The sequence below is a fragment of the Stenotrophomonas sp. 28608_Sma genome (assembly GCF_056486185.1).
The window spans coordinates 4,237,522-4,254,682 of record NZ_CM151308.1; the positions used below are offsets into that span (position 1 = coordinate 4,237,522).

The window sequence follows — 17,161 nt, forward strand, 5'->3', positions numbered from 1 at the left end:
CGCAGCGTTTCCACAGGCGGGGCCCGGTGTACGGGCCCCGCTCAATCAAACAGACCTTGTTCCGCCAACCGGGTCAGCTCATCCACCACGTAGCGCACCTTCGGCCGCAGGTGGCGCGTCGGTGGCCACAGCGCATGGATGTCGATGTGCCGCTGCATGTGTTCGTCCAGCACCGATTGCAGCACGCCGGAATCCAGATGGCGGCGCACCAGTGAAATGGGCATCTGGCAGATGCCCAGGCCGGCGATGGCCGCTTCGATCACCGCGTCGCCATCATTGAGTTGATAGGGCGCACTGGGAATGAACGTTCCCTCGTCCTCCTCGCTGCCGATCCGCCACCAGATCGGTTGCCCGTGGCGGAAGCCGACGATGCTGCGGTGCTGCGCCAGTTCCTGCACCGTGCGCGGCACGCCATGCGCCTGCAGGTACGCCGGCGATGCGCAGGTGACCAGGCGCTGGCGCCCCAGCCGGCGCGCGACCAGGTGCTCGGCCTGGTGCAGCCCACCGAAACGGATCAGCAGATCGATGCCCTCTTCGACCGGATCGACGAAGTGATCGGTGAAGGTCATCGTCAACTGCAGGTCCGGATACTGCCGGCACAACCGCAGCAGCACCGGCAGCACCACCAGCCGCCCGAACGAGGACGGCATGTCGATGCGCAGCCGCCCGCTGGGCAGGCCCGCCGAACCCAGACAGGCCTCGGCCGCGGAGATTTCTTCCAGCGCCGCCGCACAGGAGGCGTAGTACGCCTCGCCATCAGTGGTCAGTGCGATGCGCCGCGTAGTGCGATGGAACAGGCGCACCCCCAGCCGCGCTTCCAGACGGGCGATGGCCTTGCCCACCGCCGAGCGCGAGATGCCCAGCGCGTCTGCCGCCTCGGTGAAGCTGCCCGAGCGTGCGGTCGTGACGAACGTGACCAGGCCATTCAAGGATTCCAGCGGCAGCATCGTTCGCACCCCATTGGGGACAAATAGTCCCCCACCAAGGGAGATCGAAGCGCTTTATGCGCCCGCATGTCAACTCCATCCTGTGTGCATCGCGCCGCTGGCGCTCTTCCCCGCACCGAGATGACCAACATGACCACCGCCCTCTTTCGCCCGTTCGACCTGACAGGCATCGCCCTGCGCAACCGCATCGCGATGGCCCCGATGACCCGTGCCCGCAACCCCGGCTCGGTCGCCAATGAGCTCACCGCGCAGTACTACCGGCAGCGTGCCAGCGCCGGCCTGATCATCAGCGAAGGCACGCCGGTCTCGCCGCAGGGCCAGGGCTACATCGACGTGCCGGGTATCTGGTCGGCCGAGCAGGTGGCCGGGTGGAAGCTCGTCACCGAGGCGGTGCATGCCGCGCAGGGCACGATCTTCGCCCAGCTCTGGCACGTCGGCCGCATGTCGCATTCCTCGCTGCAGCCTGAGGGCGGACAACCGGTCAGCGCCGGTACCCGCCCGGTGGCCAGCGCACCGAAGAACACCTCGTTCGTCTATCTGGACGACGGCAGCCGCGGCCATGCCGATCCCACCCCGGCACGTGCACTGGAGACTGCGGAGATCCCCGGTATCATCGACGACTTCGCACGCGGCGCCGACAACGCCATCGCTGCCGGCTTCGATGGCATCGAGTTGCATGCCGCCAACGGCTACCTGTTCGAGCAGTTCCTCAACCCGCTCATCAACGAGCGCGACGACCGCTACGGCGGCTCGCTGCCGAACCGCGCGCGATTGATCCTGGAGACGGTGGATGCGATGGCCCAGCGCATCGGTGCGCACCGCATCGGCGTACGCCTGGCACCGAACAACCTCACCTTCGACATGCCGTTCTACCCCGACAACGAAGCCACCTATCTGTACCTGGCCGAGGAACTGGGCAAGCGCGGGCTGGCCTATGTGCATCTCAACGACAACCTGCAGGCGGGCCAGTCGGTGCTGGGCGAGGCGTTCCTGCAGCAGTTCAAGCAGGTCTACGGTGGCACGTTGATCCTGGCCGGTGGCATGACCCGCGAACGCGCCCTGCAGCTGGTCGAGGCCGGCACCATCGACCTGGCCGCATTCGGCCAGCCGTTCATCGCCAACCCGGATCTGGTCGAACGCCTGCAGCACAACGTCGCGCTGGCCACGCCCGACCGCAATACCTATTACGGTGGCGGCGAGGCAGGCTACCTCGACTACCCGCGCGCGCAGTAGAGCCACGCGATGCGTGGATGCGGGCGTACACTGCTCACCCGCATCCACTGGATCTGCCCATGGATACGCCCACCGCATCGTTCATCGTCAACCTCGATGTCCCCGATCTTGCCGCTGCCGAGGACTTCTACATCCGAGCCTTCGGCCTGAGCATCGGGCGCCGTCTAGGCCCGGGCGCCGTGGAGCTGCTCGGTGGGCCAACGCCGCTGTACCTGCTGCAGAACGAGGCCGGCAGCGCCGCCACCGAAGACGGCGACGTGCGCGACTACGAGCGCCATTGGACGCCGCTGCACCTGGACTGGGTGGTGGATGACATCGAGGCGGCACTGGCACGTGCGGTTGCGGCCGGGGCGACGCTCGAACAGCCTGTGCGCGAGCGCCGCTGGGGCCGCATCGCCGTGCTGGCCGATCCGTTCGGGCATGGCTTCTGCCTGATCCAGTTCAGCGGCGAAGGCTACAACGCGCTGGTCGAATGACCGGTGCGCCGTTCACCACGGCAACGGCACTGCTTCACCGTTGGCGCGCTCACCGTAGTACAGCGACGGCAGCAGGCGCGAGAGGAAACTGAACTCCGTGTAGCAGTGCTTGAGCAGGCCCAGGCCGACCGCATCGCCGGCATCGCAGTGCGGATCGGTGCTGTCCAGGCCGAGCACGAAGCGGCTGCGCAGCACACAGCCAAACGGCGTATCGCGCGCCACGTGCAGCATCTGCCCGTCGCAGGGATCACCGTTTGCATCCAGGCGTACGTGATCCCCGAAGCCGATGCGCGCTGCGATCACCGCCGACACATCGCCTGCATCCTGTGCCACCTGCAGGCGCTCGGGCACCAGCAACGTGCGCGGGTCATGGAACTTCAGGCGTGCCGCCACCGGCGGGATGTCGGCCAGCGATTCCACCGCGTGGATGCTGGCACCGTGGTAGCTGCGTCCGCGCTGCCAGGCCGCGTCCCAGCCGCGATGCTCGACATGATCGACCGGATGCCACCAGCGGATGTGCTGGGTGGTCTCGAAGAAGGTGAACCACCAGTCCAGCATGCGGCCCTTGCAACCGTGCAGATCGGTACGCACCGCCACCAGCAGGGTGCCATCTTCGCGGCGCTGGATGCCGGTTTCCAAGCGCATCGGTGCGGGGTCGAGCAGATCGTGGTGGTCCAGCCAGGCGCGGGCGTTCACAGCGGTATCCATCGGGGTCTCCTGCATGTCGGGAGATCTGACAATACGGAAACGTTATTCGTTTCGCAATTATCCGAATGCGGTAAGATGGGCGCAATGAACAGCACCACCCTGCCCGAGCCACCCTCACCAATCCGCCGCCGCGGCCGCCCTGCGCGGCCGGAAGCCGAAGTCCGCCACGCCGTGCTGCAGGCCACGCTGGAGCTGCTGCTGGCACAGGGTTACGAGGCCACTACCATCGAAGCGGTGGCGGCGCACGCCGGGGTAGCGAAGAAGACCGTGTACCGCCACGCCAGCAACCGCGAAGAACTGGTCGGGTTGGCCGTGCGCGAGTGGACCGACGGCTTCGCGCCGCAGTTGCAGCGCGATGCGCACGACGCCGACGAGGTGATGCCGTTGCTGCGGGCCATCCTGCAAGCGGTGTGCGCGCAGGCACTGTCGGCGCAGGCAGTGCAGGTATTCCGCCTGCTGGCCACCGACTTTCCTGGCAAGGACGCGCTGCTGCAGGCCTATCTGGACAATGGCATCGAACGCGGCCGTGCGCTGCTGGCCGACTGGCTGGCGCGTCAGCAGCAGCGCGGGCTGCTGCGCGAGGGAGATGCCGCGTGCATGGCGCGGCTGATCCTGGCGATGGCCGTGGCCGAGCCGCTGCGCGAACGCGTGATCGGTGTGGTGGCCGAGGATGCGCCGGTAGAGGTGCATCTGCGTGATTGCCTGGAATTGTTGGCACCCGTACTGCAGGTGCCGTAGCAGACCGCATCCACGCATGGCGAGGTTCTACCGGCAGCGCTTCGGATCAGGTCACGCCTGCACGTAGGGCATTTCGCTGTCGATACCGTCGAACGTGATCAGCTGCAGCAGCGGCTGCACGTCCTCGTCACTGATCTCACCCGCAGTGATGTCCTCCACGCGTGCATACAACGCCTGCAGCGCCGCTACCTGGTCCCCTCGCAGCCAGCCACGATGGGTACCGAGCCAAGCCTGCAGATTGGTTCCGATATCGCCCTCCGAAAGCAGCGAATCCTCTTCCTCCAGCTCCACCACCGCTTCGGCCATCTTGCGGAACAGGAAGTCCTGGAAGTTCGCGGCCAGCAGATCGGCGCGATCATCGTCATGCCAGACCAGCAGCACCGGCGACTCGCTGGAACCCGGTGCATTGGTCCAGAAACAGTAATGATCACCCGCGCCGGTGCGCGCGAACGGCAGCAGTTTCAGGTCATCGCGCAGCGGGTTGTAATGATCTTCGGCAGTCAGATCTTCCCACGCTGCGCGCAGTTCGCTCGGCTCGATCGGTTCATAGTCGTTGGCATACAGCAGTACCGGCGGCTGCGGCTGCACCTGCGGGAACACCGTGCGGTACCAGTTCGGGCCCTGCTCGCCCCAGCTGAAACGGTTGCCTTCCACCAGCTGGCGGAACAACGGCGGGAAGGTCTGGCCGGAAGCCTGTTCGAGATCGGCGAGCATGCTCAATGACGTCCTTTTGTTGAGAAGACTCACTCTAGCGGGTGAACGCCATCCACGCATGGCGTGGATCTCCCCGGAAAGCTCTCGTTGGAGCCGGTCATTGGACGGCACTGCGCCATCCACCGCACCTCACTCGCGCAGCATATCCACGAACGCACGCAGCGCACCGGGCATCTGCCGCTGCTTCGGGTAGTACAGCGCGAAGCCGGCGAACGGTTCGCTCCAGTCTTCCAGCACCGCCACCATCTGCCCCGATTCGATGTAGGGCCGCGCGGTGTCTTCCAGCACGTAGGCCAGGCCGATGCCATCGAGTACCGCGCCGACCACGGTGCCCTGCTCGCCCAGCGTCAGCCGTCCGGGCACGTCGATCTCCAGCGCCTGCCCACCGCGCTCGAACTGCCACTTGTACAGATGCCCGCTGGCGAAGCGGAAGCGGATGCATTCGTGTGCAGCGAGATCGCGCGGATGCTGTGGCGCGGGATGCCGCCGCAGATACTCCGGCGAGCCGACAATCAGCCCGCGCAGTGGTGGCCCCATCGGCACTGCCACCATGTCCTCGGGCACGAACTCGTGCAGGCGCACGCCGGCGTCATAGCCCTCGGCGACGATGTCGACCAGGCCGTCGTTCTCGGTCAGCTCCACCCGCACGTCAGGATGGGCGTGCAGGAAGCGCGCCAGCCGTGGTCCCAGCTGTGTCGCCACCGCAGCACGGGTGGCGTTGATGCGCAGCAGGCCAGCCGGGACAGCACGGAACTGGTTCATCTCCTCCAACGCATCGTGCACCTGCCCCAAGGCCGGCTGCAGGCGCTCCAGCAGGCGCTGCCCGGCCTCGGTCAGGGCCACGCTGCGGGTGGTGCGATGAAACAGGCCCACCCCCAACCGTTCTTCAAGCGCGCGGATCGCATAGCTCACCGCCGAGGTCGACAGCGCCAGCTCGGCGCCGGCACGGCGGAAGCTGCGGTGGCGGGCGACTGCGGCGAACGCAGCCAGGTGGGAGAGATTGTCAGTGGCCATGATTGTGCAGTTTCACTTGATGAATCATGCCGATATCCGGGCTTTTTGCCACTGGGTACGGGGCGTATTGTAAAGCGCCTTTCGACAAACCCTGCCAAGGATTCCCCATGTCCCTCGCCCGTGGTTACGCCGCCCATTCACATACCGACCCGCTGATCCCCTACGAGTTCGAACGCCGCGCGGTCGGCCCGGACGATGTACGTATCGAGATCCTCTACAGCGGCATCTGCCACTCCGACCTGCACCAGGCCCGCGACGACTGGGGTGGCTCGATCTACCCGATGGTGCCGGGCCACGAGATCATTGGCCGCGTCACCGAGGTCGGCAGCAACGTCACCCGCTTCAAGGTGGGCGACCACGCCGGCGTGGGCTGCATGGTCGACTCGTGCCGCCACTGCGACGCCTGCGAGCACGACCTGGAGCAGTACTGCGCCGAAGGCGCGACCTGGACCTACAACGGCCGTGAGCGCGAAAGCGGCGCGCCGACGTATGGCGGCTATTCCGACCACGTGGTGGTCGAACAGCGCTTCGTGGTGAAGGTGTCCGAAACGCTGGACCTGAAGGCCGCCGCCCCGCTGCTGTGCGCCGGCATCACCACCTGGTCGCCGCTGCGCCACTGGAAGGTCGGCCCGGGCCAGAAGGTCGGCGTGATCGGCCTCGGTGGCCTCGGCCACATGGGCGTGAAGTTCGCCAAGGCCCTCGGCGCGCACGTGGTGATGATCACCACCACGCCGGAAAAGGGTGCCGATGCCAAGCGCCTGGGCGCCGATGAAGTGCTGGTCTCGCGCGATGCCGCGCAGATGAAGGCGCACGCCGGCAGCTTCGACTTCCTGCTCAACACCATTCCGGTTGGCCATGACACCAACCCGTACATGGGCCTGCTCAAGCGCGAGGCCACCATGTGCCTGGTCGGCGTGCTGACCGAACTGGATCCGCCGCTGACCGGCGGCAGCGTGATCTTCGGCCGCAAGCACCTGACCGGCTCGGCGATCGGCGGCATGGCCGAAACCCAGGAAATGATGGATTTCTGCGCCGAGCACGGCATCGTCAGCGATGTCGAGATGATCGACATCAAGAACGTCAACGAAGCCTGGGAGCGCATGGCGAAGAACGATGTGCGCTACCGCTTCGTGATCGACATGGCGACGATGAAGAACGCCGCCTGATCGATCGGCGACTGTGAACGAAGAACCCCGGCACTGCCGGGGTTTCTTGTTTGCGTTGCACGGCCCGTCCGCCGGGCATGGCCCGGCGAGCGAAGCGGTTGCCTCCCTCCTTGGGCATGACGAAGATCAAGGACCCGGCCACCAGCCGGGCGCAGACTCGCTGCATGGCCCGCCTGCCCTCCCCTGCGATGCTGATGCGCGCGCCGCACCGGCTGCTGTTCTTCATCGGCGCCAGCAACCTGCTGCTGGCAATGCTGTGGTGGGCGTTGTGGCTGGGCGCATTGCGCGGGTTGTGGACGCCGCAGCCATCGCCGCTGCCTCCGGCCTGGCTGCACGCGCTGCTGATGCAGTACCTGGTACTGCCCAGTTTCATCTTCGGCTTCCTGCTCACCGTGTTCCCGCGCTGGATGGCACAGCCGGAGCTGCCACGCAGCCGTTATGCGCCGGTCGGCATCGGCCTGTTTGGTGGGCAGGCGTTGCTGATTGCCGCCGCCTGCGGGTGGACACCCGGGCTGTGGCCCGGCCTGCTGCTGGCACTGGCCGGCTGGAGCGCCGGACTGATCGTGCTGGGACGCGTGCTCAAGGCCGCCGGTCCCAACCGCAACTGGCATGCGCGCGCCTGCTATGCCGCACTGCTGCTGGGCTGGCTGGGGCTGCTGCTGTTCATGGCGGTGGGGCGCGGCCACGCCACGCTGATGCCGGTCACGGTGGCACTCGGCACCTTCGGCCTGCTGCTGCCGGTCTACCTCACCGTCGCGCACCGGATGATCCCGTTCTTCGCCAACAACGTGGTCGATGGCTATGTGGCGTGGCGCCCGCTGCGCTGGTTGGCTGCGATGTGGGCGCTGCTGATGCTGCGCCTGCTGTTGAGCGCGTTGCAGGTCGACCACCTGCTGTGGCTGGCCGATGGGCCGCTGCTGATGTTGTCGCTGCAGGCGCTATGGCACTGGTGGCCACGCGGGCCGATGCCGGGCCTGCTTGCCGCCCTGTTCCTGGCACTGGCGTGGCTGCCGATCAGCTTCGCGTTGTATCTGCTGCAGGACATCGGCCAGATGCTGGGCCATCCGCAACTGCTCGGCCGCGCGCCGCTGCATGCCCTCGCCGTGGGCCTGTTCGGCAGCCTGCTGGTGGCGATGGTGACCCGGGTCACCCAGGGCCATTCCGGCCGACCGCTGGTGATGCCGGCAGTGGCCTGGTTTGCGTTCGTCGCGCTGCAGGCGGTGGCGATCATGCGCATCGCTGCCGAACTGATGCCCGACGCCTATGCGTGGCATTTCGCCGGAGCCATCGGCTGGTTGCTGGCCTTGGCACCGTGGGTGGCGCGGCTGGGCTGGATCTACCTGTGCCCACGGCGCGACGGCAAGCCGGGCTGACATCACCGCTGGGCATGGCCCGGCGCTACCGCAATCGAATCAATACGCGAACTCGCGGAACACCGGATCGACGTCGCCGTGCCAGCGGCCATGGAACAGCGCCAGCTTGCGTTCGGCCGGGGTCAGGCCGGACTCGACGATCTCCTGCAGCACGTCCAGGAACTTGCTCTCGTCCTGGCCGTCGGCATTGCGCGCCGCGCGGCGCTTGAGGCCTTCGACGGAAATCTTCAACGCTTCACGGGCCAGGTCGCGCACGCTGCCAGTGCGGAACGGCAGGTTCATCGCATGCTTCGGCACGCCGTCGCGCAGTGCATGGCGCTCGGCCAGGGTAAAGTCACGCACCAGGTCCCAGGCCGCATCCAGTGCGGTGTCGTCGTACAACAGGCCCACCCAGAATGCCGGCAGCGCACACAGGCGGCTCCACGGGCCACCGTCGGCACCGCGCATCTCCAGATACTTCTTCAGGCGCACTTCCGGGAACGCGGTGGTCATGTGGTCCGACCAGTCGCGCAGCGTCGGCAGCGCGCCCGGCAGCACCGGCAGCTTGGCCTGCATGAAATCGCGGAAGCTCTGCCCGCTGGCGTCGTGGTAGATGCCATCGCGGTAGGAGAAATACATCGGCACGTCGAGCAGGTAATCGACATAGCGCTCGTAACCGAAGCCATCCTCGAACACGAAGTCGAGCATGCCGGTGCGGTCGGCGTCGGTGTCGGTCCAGATGTGCGAGCGGTAGCTCAGGTAGCCGTTGGGCTTGCCTTCGGTGAACGGCGAATCGGCGAACAGCGCGGTGGCGATCGGCTGCAGCGCCAGCGACACGCGGAACTTCTTCACCATGTCCGCTTCGGTGGCGTAGTCCAGGTTCACCTGCACCGTGCAGGTGCGGGTCATCATGTCCAGGCCCAGCGAGCCGACCTTGGGCATGTAGGCGCGCATGATCTTGTAGCGGCCCTTCGGCATCCACGGCATTTCATCGCGCTTCCATTTCGGCTGGAAGCCCATGCCGAGGAAGCCGAGCTGCAGCTCACCGGCCACCTGTGCCACTTCGTTGAGATGGGTGCCGGTCTCCACGCAGGTCTGGTGGATGGTCTCCAGCGCCGCGCCGGACAGTTCCAACTGACCGGCAGGTTCCAGCGTCACCGAGGCGCCATCGCGCAGCAGGGCGATCGTGTTGCCGTTCTCCTGCACCGGCTCCCAGCCGAAGCGGACCAGGCCGTTGAGCAGTGCCTCAATGCCGCGCTCGCCCTCGAAGGTCGGCGGGCGCAGGTCATCCAGGCGGAACCCGAACTTCTCGTGCTCGGTGCCGATGCGCCACTGCGCGCGGGGTTTCTCGCCGGAGGCGATCACCTCCACCAGCTGCGAGCGGTCGGTAATGGGTGTATCGGCGACGTGGCTGGGGCTCGACAAGGGGAAGGCTCGCTGGACAGTGGCGGGGGATGTGGGGCTCGGAGCCTTCCATCGCAAGGGCGCACTATAGCGTGGCGACCCGTTGCGTCATGCGACGGAGACGGTTTTCAGCATCCTACCGACGCCCTCTTGACCCTCGTACACTCGGGGCCATGAGCCGCCATTCACGACACCCCGAACTGCACCGCTCCGAGCGCGTCGGCTGGCTGCGTGCCGCCGTGCTGGGGGCCAACGATGGCATCGTCTCGGTGGCCGGCCTGGTGGTCGGCGTGGCCGCCAGCGGCGCCTCCGCAGCGACCATTCTGGCCACCGGCGTGGCTGGCACCGTGGCCGGCGCGATGTCGATGGCTGCTGGAGAGTATGTCTCCGTGCAGACCCAGGCCGACACCGAAGACGCCGACCTGGCGATGGAAAAGCGCGAACTGCACGAAGATCCGCACAGCGAGCTGGAAGAGCTGACCGCGATCTACCGCCACCGCGGCCTGGAGCCGGCGCTGGCGCGGCAGGTGGCCGAGCAGCTCACCGCCCACGACGCACTGGGCGCCCACGCCCGCGACGAGCTGGGCATCACCGATACCCTGCGCGCGCGCCCGCTGCAGGCAGCGCTGGCCTCGGCCGGCGCCTTCACCTGTGGTGCGGCACTGCCGGTGCTGACCGCGCTGCTCGCGCCGGTCGACAAGGTCGCGATGATGACCACCGCCAGCACCCTGCTCGGCCTGTGCCTGACCGGCGCGATGGCGGCCCAGGCCGGCGGCGCACCGCCGGTGCGCGGCGCGATCCGGGTGATGTTCTGGGGTGCGTTGGCGATGGCCGCGGCCGCCGGCGTCGGTCGCCTGCTCGGCGCACACGTAACATGACCGCCATGCTGCCCCCGGCCACCGCACTGCTGGCCGAGATGGCCAGTCTGGCGGGCTGTGAGCGCGCCGAAGGCTATGCCTGCATCACCGCCCGTCGCGAGCATGGCGCCAGCTCGGTGGAGATTCCGCAACCGCAGTTCGCGATCCTGCTGGAGGGCCGCAAGCAGGTGCGCACCGCGCACCAGTCGCTGGAATTCATCCCCGGCGACATCCTGCTGCTGACCCAGCGCTGCCGCATCGATGTGGTCAACACGCCCGACCCGGGGACCGGCCGCTACCTCAGTGCCATCGTGCCGCTGTGTGCCGAAGTGCTGGCGGCCGCACGCACGCTGTGGAGCGAGGACCTTCCCGCGCCGGGCCAGGCGATGGCACGTCTGCCGTTGATCGACCATGGCCCGGTGCTGCGCCAGTGGCGGCAATCGCTGCAGGACGGCCGCTACAGCGAGGCACGATTGGCGCTGGCCTCGCTGGTGCTGACCCTGTGCCGGCAGGGCCACGGCAACCTGCTGCTGCCGCAGGCGCCGAGCCTGGGCGAACAGATCCGCGACCGCATCGCCGCCGAACCGGCACGCGACTGGCAATCGCGTGATGTGGAAGAACAGTTCGCGCTGAGCGGTGCGACCCTGCGTCGTCGTCTCGCCGCCGAGGACACCAGCCTGCGCCAGCTGCTTACCGAGGCCCGGCTGGCGCATGGCATGCAGCTGCTCTACACCACGGACCTGCCATTGAAGACCGTCGCAGCACGCGCGGGCTACCGGTCTGCGGCGAGTTTCAGCAAGCGCTTCGCCGAGCAGTACGGACTGGCTCCCACAGACATTTGAAGGGGTTCGGCAGGGCTGCGCCCTGCACCCGCAGAGGCAACGGCAACGGCAACGGCCGAAGCAACAGCAACAGCCGAGGCAACAGCAACAGCGGCTTTGTTCCGCGCGGCTGTTGGTAGGTGTCGACCTTGGTCGACACGATTTTTCTCTCAGATATCGAATGAGTCATCCACGCATGGCGTGGATCTACTGTGTCGACCAAGGTCGACACCCACCAGAGCAATACGTCGTTCCAACAGATCGCGGAAAACTGTCGAAGGCGGGGTGGGTCCGGTTGCGGGGGCGTGAGCCGCATGGATGCGGCGACCGAGCTTACATGGACGTACTTGCAGCGGCCCCCGCAACCGGACCCACCCCGCCATCCCACGGATAGCCCGCTGTTGCTGTTGCCTCGGCTGTTGCTGTTGCTTCGGCCGTTGCCGTTGCCGTTGCCTCTGCGGGTGCAGGGCGCAGCCCTGCAGACAACACCCCTCCCTGAGCATTCCGCGTAGTGGTTTGAGCGCCGCACACACGTCGACCACGGCACGCTATACGGCAACGGAACCGCCCGTCGTCCACCGAGAACCACCATGACCCTGCGTCCCCTGCCGCTGCACCGCGCCCTGCTGTTGGCCCTGTCATCCCTGCCACTGGCCGCGCTGGCCGAAACCACGTCGCCTGCCCCCACCCAGCAGGTCCCAGGCGTCTACCACCAGCGCGTCGGTGCGCTGCAGGTCACCGCCCTGTTCGATGGCGTGGTCGCGCTGGGCCGGCAGGAAGTCGTGGGCGTGCCGCCGACGCTGGTCAGCCGCCTGCTGGAAGGCCGTTACGTGCCCGAAGACAAGAAGGGCCTGCAGACCGCGATCAATGCGTTCCTGATCCGCCAGGGCAACCACCTGACCCTGGTCGACACCGGCACCGCGCAGTGCTTCGGCCCCGGCCTGGGCCAGGTGCTGGGCAATCTGCGCGCCTCCGGCGTGGACCCGGCCGAGGTAGATGAGGTGCTGCTGACCCACGCTCATCCGGACCACCTGTGCGGCGTACTCGACGCGCAGGGCAAGCCGGCCTATCCCAATGCCACGGTGTGGCTGTCCAAGGCGGATGCCGATTACTGGCTCAACCCAGCCAGCGAGGCCACCGCGCCGAAGGGCGTGCGCTTCGCCTTCCCGCTGGCACGCAATGCGGTCGCGCCATACCAGGCCAGCGGCCACCTCCGCACCTTCAGCCCCGGCGACGCCCTGCCCGGTGGCGCGGTGGCGATGGACACCCATGGCCATACGCCCGGCCATGTCTCTTACCGGTTCGACAGCCAGGGCCAGTCACTGCTGGTATGGGGTGATGTGCTGCACTTCCATGCGGTGCAGTTCGCGCACCCGGAGGCGGCATTCGAGGCCGATTCGGACCGCACAGCGGCCATCGCCAGCCGTCGCGGGCTGCTGCAGCAGGCCACCGCCAATGGTTGGTGGGTGGCCGGTGCGCACCTGCCGTTCCCCGGTCTGGGCCATGTGCGCAGCGAAGGCCAGGCCTATGCCTGGGTGCCGGCGGAATATTCGCCGTTGTGAGGGTGTGCCGACCAAGGTCGGCACCCACCCGATCCGGTAGCGCCCGGCTGCCAGCCGGGCGACGGGGGAGCGCTTACTCCAACCCCAGCCAGCCGCCGATCACGCCGCGGGCTTCGTCCACGCCGGTGCGGTCTTCGCCGGAGAACACCTGCACGCTGACGCTGTCGCCGTAGGCCGAGTGCAGTTCCTTGCGCACTTTCTGCAGGGTCTGCATCTGCTGGCTGCGGCTCAGCTTGTCGGCCTTGGTCAGCAACGCATGCGCCGGCAGGCCACGCTGCACGGCATAGGCCAGCATCTGCCGGTCGTAGTCCTTCAGCGGGTGGCGGATATCCATCACCACCACCAGGCCCCTCAGCGCATTGCGGGTGCGGAAGTAGCGGTCGATGAAGGCCTGCCAGTGCGCCTGCAGGTCCAGCGGCACCTTGGCGTAACCGTAACCGGGCAGATCGACCAGATGGGCTTCCGGGGTCACCTGGAAGAACACCAGCTGCTGGGTGCGGCCGGGGGTCTTGGAGACACGGGCCAGGCTGTTCTGCCGGGTCAATGCGTTGAGGGCACTGGACTTGCCGGCGTTGGAGCGGCCCGCAAAGGCCACTTCGGCCCCCTCATCGGGCGGCAGCTGCCCCATGTTGTGGGCAGAGAGGTGGTATTGAGCGCGTTCGATGAGCAATGACATGTGCATAGGATCGCATGTTGCGGCACCGCGCGCCCGGCCCCGGGCCCTCCGCCGGGAAAATGCTGCACTGCTGCGTTGACCGTGCGCGGAAACGGCGTTGATAATCCGGACGATGCCGTGGCTGCCGCCCGGCCCGGTCCATACGGAGCTTTAGCATGCGCCACGCTCGCGTTCTTGCCGTATCCGCCCTTGCCACTGCCATAGTTGTTGCCGCTGCTGCGTTCGCGCAGACCACGTTGACCCCGCTGCCCGACAACGGGCCGATCAACACCGCCTCGCTGGAGGTCGATTTCAGCAAGACCCACTGGGGCGATGCCAAGGCCGGCCAGACCAAGGCCTCGGCCTGCGCGGCCTGCCATGGCGCCGACGGCAATTCCACGGTGGAGATGTACCCATCCATCGCCGGCCAGAGCGAACGCTACGTCGCCCAGCAGATGGCCCTGATCGCCAACGGGCAGCGCAGCTCCGGCGCGGCGGTGGCGATGGTGCCGTTCGTGCAGAACCTCACCCCGCAGGACATGCGCGACATCGGCGCGTTCTTCGCCACGCAGAAGGCCACCGCCGGCATTGCCGACGACACGGCGGTTACCGAAGGCCCCTACAAGGGCATGAAGTTCTACGAGATCGGCCAGCAGCTGTACCGTGGCGGCGATGCCAAGCGTGGCCTGCCGGCCTGCATGGCCTGCCACGGCCCCAGTGGCGCCGGTAATCCGGGGCCGGCCTATCCGCACATCGGTGGCCAGCATGCCAGCTATGTCGCGCGCCGCCTGCAGGAATACCAGGCCGGCCAGACCAACGAGACCGACAAGGCGCACTTCCAGATCATGGCTGCGGTTGCGCAGAAGCTGAGCGAGCAGGAGGTGCAGGCGCTGTCGAGCTACCTGCAGGGCCTGCACAACAAGGCCGACGACGTGGCCGTTGCCACCTCGCCGGCACAACCGGCTGCCGCCCCCTGACCACCACTGGTCGGCCCGGGTCGCCACGCCGGCCCGCGGCTGCGGTATGTTTCCTTCACGCCGGCGACCGCGCCGGCGTTGCTTTTTTCAACGGAGATGCGTGTCGATGAGGTTGATTTCCCGCCTGCTGTTGTCTGTGCTGGTGCTGCTGCCGCTGGTAGCCTGCGCCGCCACCCCCGCCAATGCCCCGCTGGTCGAAGGCAAGGACTACGAGCGCATCGCCCAGCCGGGCCCGTTCCAGCCGCTGGCCGGCAAGATCGAGGTGGTCGAGGTCTTCGGCTACACCTGCCCGCACTGCGCCCGTTTCGAACCGCAGCTGGAAGCCTGGGCAGCCAAGCTGCCGGCCGATGTGCGCTTCACTCCGGTACCGGCAGCCTTCGGCGGCGCCTGGGATGCCTGGGCACTGGCCTACTACGCCGCCGACGAAGTCGGCGTGGCCAAGCGCAGCCATGGCGCCGTGTTCAAGGCCCTGCACCAGGACGGCTCGCTGCCGATGCAGAACGTCTCGGCCGATGAGCTCGCCACCTTCTACAAGGCCTACGGCGTGACCCCGGACCGTTACCTGCAGGCCCTGCGCGGCGATGCCGTACAGAAGAAGGTCGATGCCGCCCGCGCGTTCGCCCAGCGCACCAAGATCCCCGGGACCCCGGCGCTGATCATCAACGGCCAGTACCTGGTCCGTGGCGACAGCTTCGACGACCAGCTGCGCATCGCCTCGGCGCTGATCGCCCAGGCCCGCGCCGCCCGCGGCCGCTGAACCAACACCCACCACCGACACGGCGCTGTCGCCGCCGCGTGTCATCATTTCCCCCTGGCCGGCGCATGACGCCGGCCCCACCTTTCCAGATGCTGGAGACGTTTCCATGAAGATCCGTTACGCCCTCGCACTCGCAGCGCTGCTGCCGATCCTGGCGGCCTGCAAGGCCGACGACGGCAGCACCAACACCACCGCGGCCCCGGCCGAACCGGCTGCAGCTCCGGCGACCACCGAACCGGCCGCTCCGGCCGCGGGTACCGAAGGCGCCGTCCCGGCCGCTGCCGAAGGCGAGAAGGACGCGGCTGAAGCCGCCCCGGCCGCTGCACCGGCCCCGACCACCACCGCACTGACCGGCCCGGCCCCGGTGGAAGGCGCCGACTACCAGGTGATCCCGAACGGCCAGCCGTTCCAGCCGGCCGCCGGCAAGATCGAAGTGACCGAGATCTTCGGCTATGTCTGCCCGGCCTGCGCCGCGTTCCAGCCGCTGGTCGGCCCGTGGAAGGCCGGCCTGCCGAGCGACGTGAACTTCGTCTACGTGCCGGCCATGTTCGGCGGTACCTGGGACAACTACGCCCGTGCTTTCTACGCCGCGCAGACCCTGGGCGTGCAGGAGAAGACCCACGAAGCCCTGTACGCTGCCATCCATTCGCAGAAGACCCTGAAGGGCGAGCGCGGCACCGATTCAGTTGACGACATCGCCAAGTTCTACGGTGCCTACGGCGTGGATCCGAAGCAGTTCGCCGCCACCATGGGTAGCTTCGCGGTGAATGCCAAGACCAACTCGGCCAAGCAGTTCGCCCAGCGCAGCCAGATCAGCGGCACCCCGTCGATCATCGTCAACGGCAAGTACCTGGTGAAGGGCAAGAGCTTCCCGGACATGCTGCGCATTGCCGACCACCTGATCGCCCGCGAACGCGGTGCGGCCCAGGCTCACTGATCCAAGAGAAGCGTTTCCCGGCCGTGAATTCCCCCCGTACACGGACCCTGCGCTTGCTGACGGCCAACATCCAGGCCGGCTCAAGTACCCGCCGCTACAGCGACTATGTGACCCGCAGCTGGTCACATGCGCTGCCGGCGGGCCGCAAGCGCAGCAGCCTGGACGCGATCGCCACCCTGGCGCGCGAACATGACATCGTCGGCCTGCAGGAGGCCGACCCGGGCAGCCTGCGCTCGGGCTTCACCAACCAGACCCACTACCTGGCCCAGCGTGCCGGCTTCAACTACTGGAGCCACCAGCCGAACCGGCGCATGGGCGGGGTCGCCTCCAGCGCCAACGGCCTGCTGAGCAAGCTGGAACCGGTGGAAGTGCAGGATCACGCCCTGCCCGGCCGCATCGGCGGGCGCGGCGTGCTGCTGGCCAAGTTCGGCGACGGCGCCGATGGCCTGGCGGTAGCGGTAGCCCATCTGTCGCTGGGCGCGGGTTCGCGGATGTCGCAGCTGGGCTTCATTGCCGAGCTGCTGTCCGACCATCCCAACGCCGTCCTGATGGGCGACTTCAACTGCCTGGCCGAACGCCCGGAAATGCAGGTGCTGTACCAGAAGACCCGGCTGCAGCCCCCCGGCTGCATCGTGCCGACCTTCCCCAGCTGGCGCCCCGATCGCGCCATCGACCACATCCTGGTCAGCAGCGGCCTGCAGACCCGCACCGTGGAAGCCGTACCGGCCGCGTTCTCCGATCACCTCGCCCTGGCGATGCAGATCGACGTCCCGGCCGACGCCCTGCGCTGACCGCTCCTGGTGGGTGCCAACCTTGGTTGGCACGCTCTCCGCCGGGCATGGC

General features: G+C 67.6%; 18 protein-coding genes. 12 read left to right on the forward strand and 6 right to left on the reverse strand.

Features of this window, described 5'->3' with window-relative positions; genetic code table 11:
* Nucleotides 1-41: 41 nt before the first annotated feature.
* Nucleotides 42-947, reverse strand: coding sequence for a LysR family transcriptional regulator (locus ACZLHH_RS20005; protein WP_049461842.1), 906 nt, complete (start codon nt 945-947; stop codon nt 42-44).
* A gap of 129 nt (nt 948-1,076) precedes the next feature.
* Here ACZLHH_RS20005 and ACZLHH_RS20010 point away from each other — a divergent pair, with 129 nt between their 5' ends.
* Entirely contained in the window at nt 1,077-2,180 is a 1,104-nt protein-coding gene (locus ACZLHH_RS20010; protein WP_071229538.1) for an alkene reductase, read from the forward strand.
* A 59-nt stretch (nt 2,181-2,239) separates the two neighbouring features.
* Nucleotides 2,240-2,656: a VOC family protein gene (locus tag ACZLHH_RS20015; protein WP_071229534.1), complete on the forward strand. Its 417-nt coding sequence runs from the start codon at nt 2,240-2,242 to the stop codon at nt 2,654-2,656.
* Between the two features lie 12 nt (nt 2,657-2,668).
* On the opposite strand, the gene ACZLHH_RS20020 is transcribed toward ACZLHH_RS20015, so the two are convergent.
* Nucleotides 2,669-3,364 carry a DAPG hydrolase family protein gene (locus ACZLHH_RS20020; protein ID WP_107433164.1) on the reverse strand — a complete coding sequence of 232 codons (696 nt, stop codon included), beginning with the start codon at nt 3,362-3,364 and terminating at the stop codon, nt 2,669-2,671.
* Between the two features lie 75 nt (nt 3,365-3,439).
* Between ACZLHH_RS20020 and ACZLHH_RS20025 the strand changes: the two genes are divergently transcribed.
* Complete coding sequence (locus tag ACZLHH_RS20025) at nt 3,440-4,102, forward strand: TetR/AcrR family transcriptional regulator (protein ID WP_071229532.1); 663 nt, start codon at nt 3,440-3,442, stop codon at nt 4,100-4,102.
* 51 nt (nt 4,103-4,153) lie between these two features.
* Here ACZLHH_RS20025 and ACZLHH_RS20030 read toward each other — a convergent pair whose 3' ends face one another.
* Both ACZLHH_RS20030 and ACZLHH_RS20035 read right to left on the reverse strand, forming a co-directional pair.
* Complete coding sequence (locus ACZLHH_RS20030) at nt 4,154-4,816, reverse strand: SMI1/KNR4 family protein (protein WP_258014135.1); 663 nt, start codon at nt 4,814-4,816, stop codon at nt 4,154-4,156.
* A 129-nt stretch (nt 4,817-4,945) separates the two neighbouring features.
* The gene (locus ACZLHH_RS20035; RefSeq protein ID WP_180845154.1) at nt 4,946-5,830 is read right to left on the reverse strand and encodes a LysR family transcriptional regulator; all 885 of its coding nucleotides are present in this window, start codon (nt 5,828-5,830) and stop codon (nt 4,946-4,948) included.
* Nucleotides 5,831-5,937: 107 nt separating this feature from the next.
* Between ACZLHH_RS20035 and ACZLHH_RS20040 the strand changes: the two genes are divergently transcribed.
* Nucleotides 5,938-6,996, forward strand: a complete 1,059-nt coding sequence (locus ACZLHH_RS20040; protein ID WP_032129891.1) for an NAD(P)-dependent alcohol dehydrogenase — start codon at nt 5,938-5,940, stop codon at nt 6,994-6,996.
* A 116-nt stretch (nt 6,997-7,112) separates the two neighbouring features.
* Complete coding sequence (locus ACZLHH_RS20045) at nt 7,113-8,369, forward strand: NnrS family protein (RefSeq protein WP_180845153.1); 1,257 nt, start codon at nt 7,113-7,115, stop codon at nt 8,367-8,369.
* Between the two features lie 39 nt (nt 8,370-8,408).
* Here ACZLHH_RS20045 and ACZLHH_RS20050 read toward each other — a convergent pair whose 3' ends face one another.
* Nucleotides 8,409-9,773, reverse strand: a complete 1,365-nt coding sequence (locus ACZLHH_RS20050; protein WP_180845152.1) for a glutamate--cysteine ligase — start codon at nt 9,771-9,773, stop codon at nt 8,409-8,411.
* A 152-nt stretch (nt 9,774-9,925) separates the two neighbouring features.
* Here ACZLHH_RS20050 and ACZLHH_RS20055 point away from each other — a divergent pair, with 152 nt between their 5' ends.
* The 3 genes from ACZLHH_RS20055 to ACZLHH_RS20065 all read left to right on the forward strand — a co-directional run bounded on the left by ACZLHH_RS20055 (nt 9,926) and on the right by ACZLHH_RS20065 (nt 12,992).
* Nucleotides 9,926-10,630: a VIT1/CCC1 transporter family protein gene (locus ACZLHH_RS20055; RefSeq protein WP_049421856.1), complete on the forward strand. Its 705-nt coding sequence runs from the start codon at nt 9,926-9,928 to the stop codon at nt 10,628-10,630.
* Nucleotides 10,627-11,451: a helix-turn-helix transcriptional regulator gene (locus ACZLHH_RS20060; protein WP_049400270.1), complete on the forward strand. Its 825-nt coding sequence runs from the start codon at nt 10,627-10,629 to the stop codon at nt 11,449-11,451. The genes ACZLHH_RS20055 and ACZLHH_RS20060 overlap by 4 nt, the downstream gene beginning before the upstream one ends.
* 569 nt (nt 11,452-12,020) lie before the next feature.
* On the forward strand, nt 12,021-12,992 hold the full coding sequence (locus tag ACZLHH_RS20065) for an MBL fold metallo-hydrolase (RefSeq protein WP_180845316.1): 972 nt from the start codon (nt 12,021-12,023) through the stop codon (nt 12,990-12,992).
* A 73-nt stretch (nt 12,993-13,065) separates the two neighbouring features.
* Here ACZLHH_RS20065 and yihA read toward each other — a convergent pair whose 3' ends face one another.
* Nucleotides 13,066-13,668 carry a ribosome biogenesis GTP-binding protein YihA/YsxC gene (yihA, locus tag ACZLHH_RS20070; protein WP_132810782.1) on the reverse strand — a complete coding sequence of 201 codons (603 nt, stop codon included), beginning with the start codon at nt 13,666-13,668 and terminating at the stop codon, nt 13,066-13,068.
* A gap of 155 nt (nt 13,669-13,823) precedes the next feature.
* Between yihA and ACZLHH_RS20075 the strand changes: the two genes are divergently transcribed.
* The 4 genes from ACZLHH_RS20075 to ACZLHH_RS20090 all read left to right on the forward strand — a co-directional run bounded on the left by ACZLHH_RS20075 (nt 13,824) and on the right by ACZLHH_RS20090 (nt 17,109).
* Nucleotides 13,824-14,624, forward strand: a complete 801-nt coding sequence (locus tag ACZLHH_RS20075) for a c-type cytochrome (RefSeq protein ID WP_180845315.1) — start codon at nt 13,824-13,826, stop codon at nt 14,622-14,624.
* Between the two features lie 106 nt (nt 14,625-14,730).
* Nucleotides 14,731-15,381, forward strand: coding sequence for a thiol:disulfide interchange protein DsbA/DsbL (locus ACZLHH_RS20080; RefSeq protein WP_049400466.1), 651 nt, complete (start codon nt 14,731-14,733; stop codon nt 15,379-15,381).
* Nucleotides 15,382-15,487: 106 nt separating this feature from the next.
* A complete protein-coding gene (locus ACZLHH_RS20085) occupies nt 15,488-16,318 on the forward strand; it encodes a thiol:disulfide interchange protein DsbA/DsbL (RefSeq protein WP_180845314.1) in 831 nt (276 codons plus the stop codon).
* A gap of 53 nt (nt 16,319-16,371) precedes the next feature.
* Nucleotides 16,372-17,109, forward strand: a complete 738-nt coding sequence (locus tag ACZLHH_RS20090; protein ID WP_005419292.1) for an endonuclease/exonuclease/phosphatase family protein — start codon at nt 16,372-16,374, stop codon at nt 17,107-17,109.
* Nucleotides 17,110-17,161: the final 52 nt, after the last annotated feature.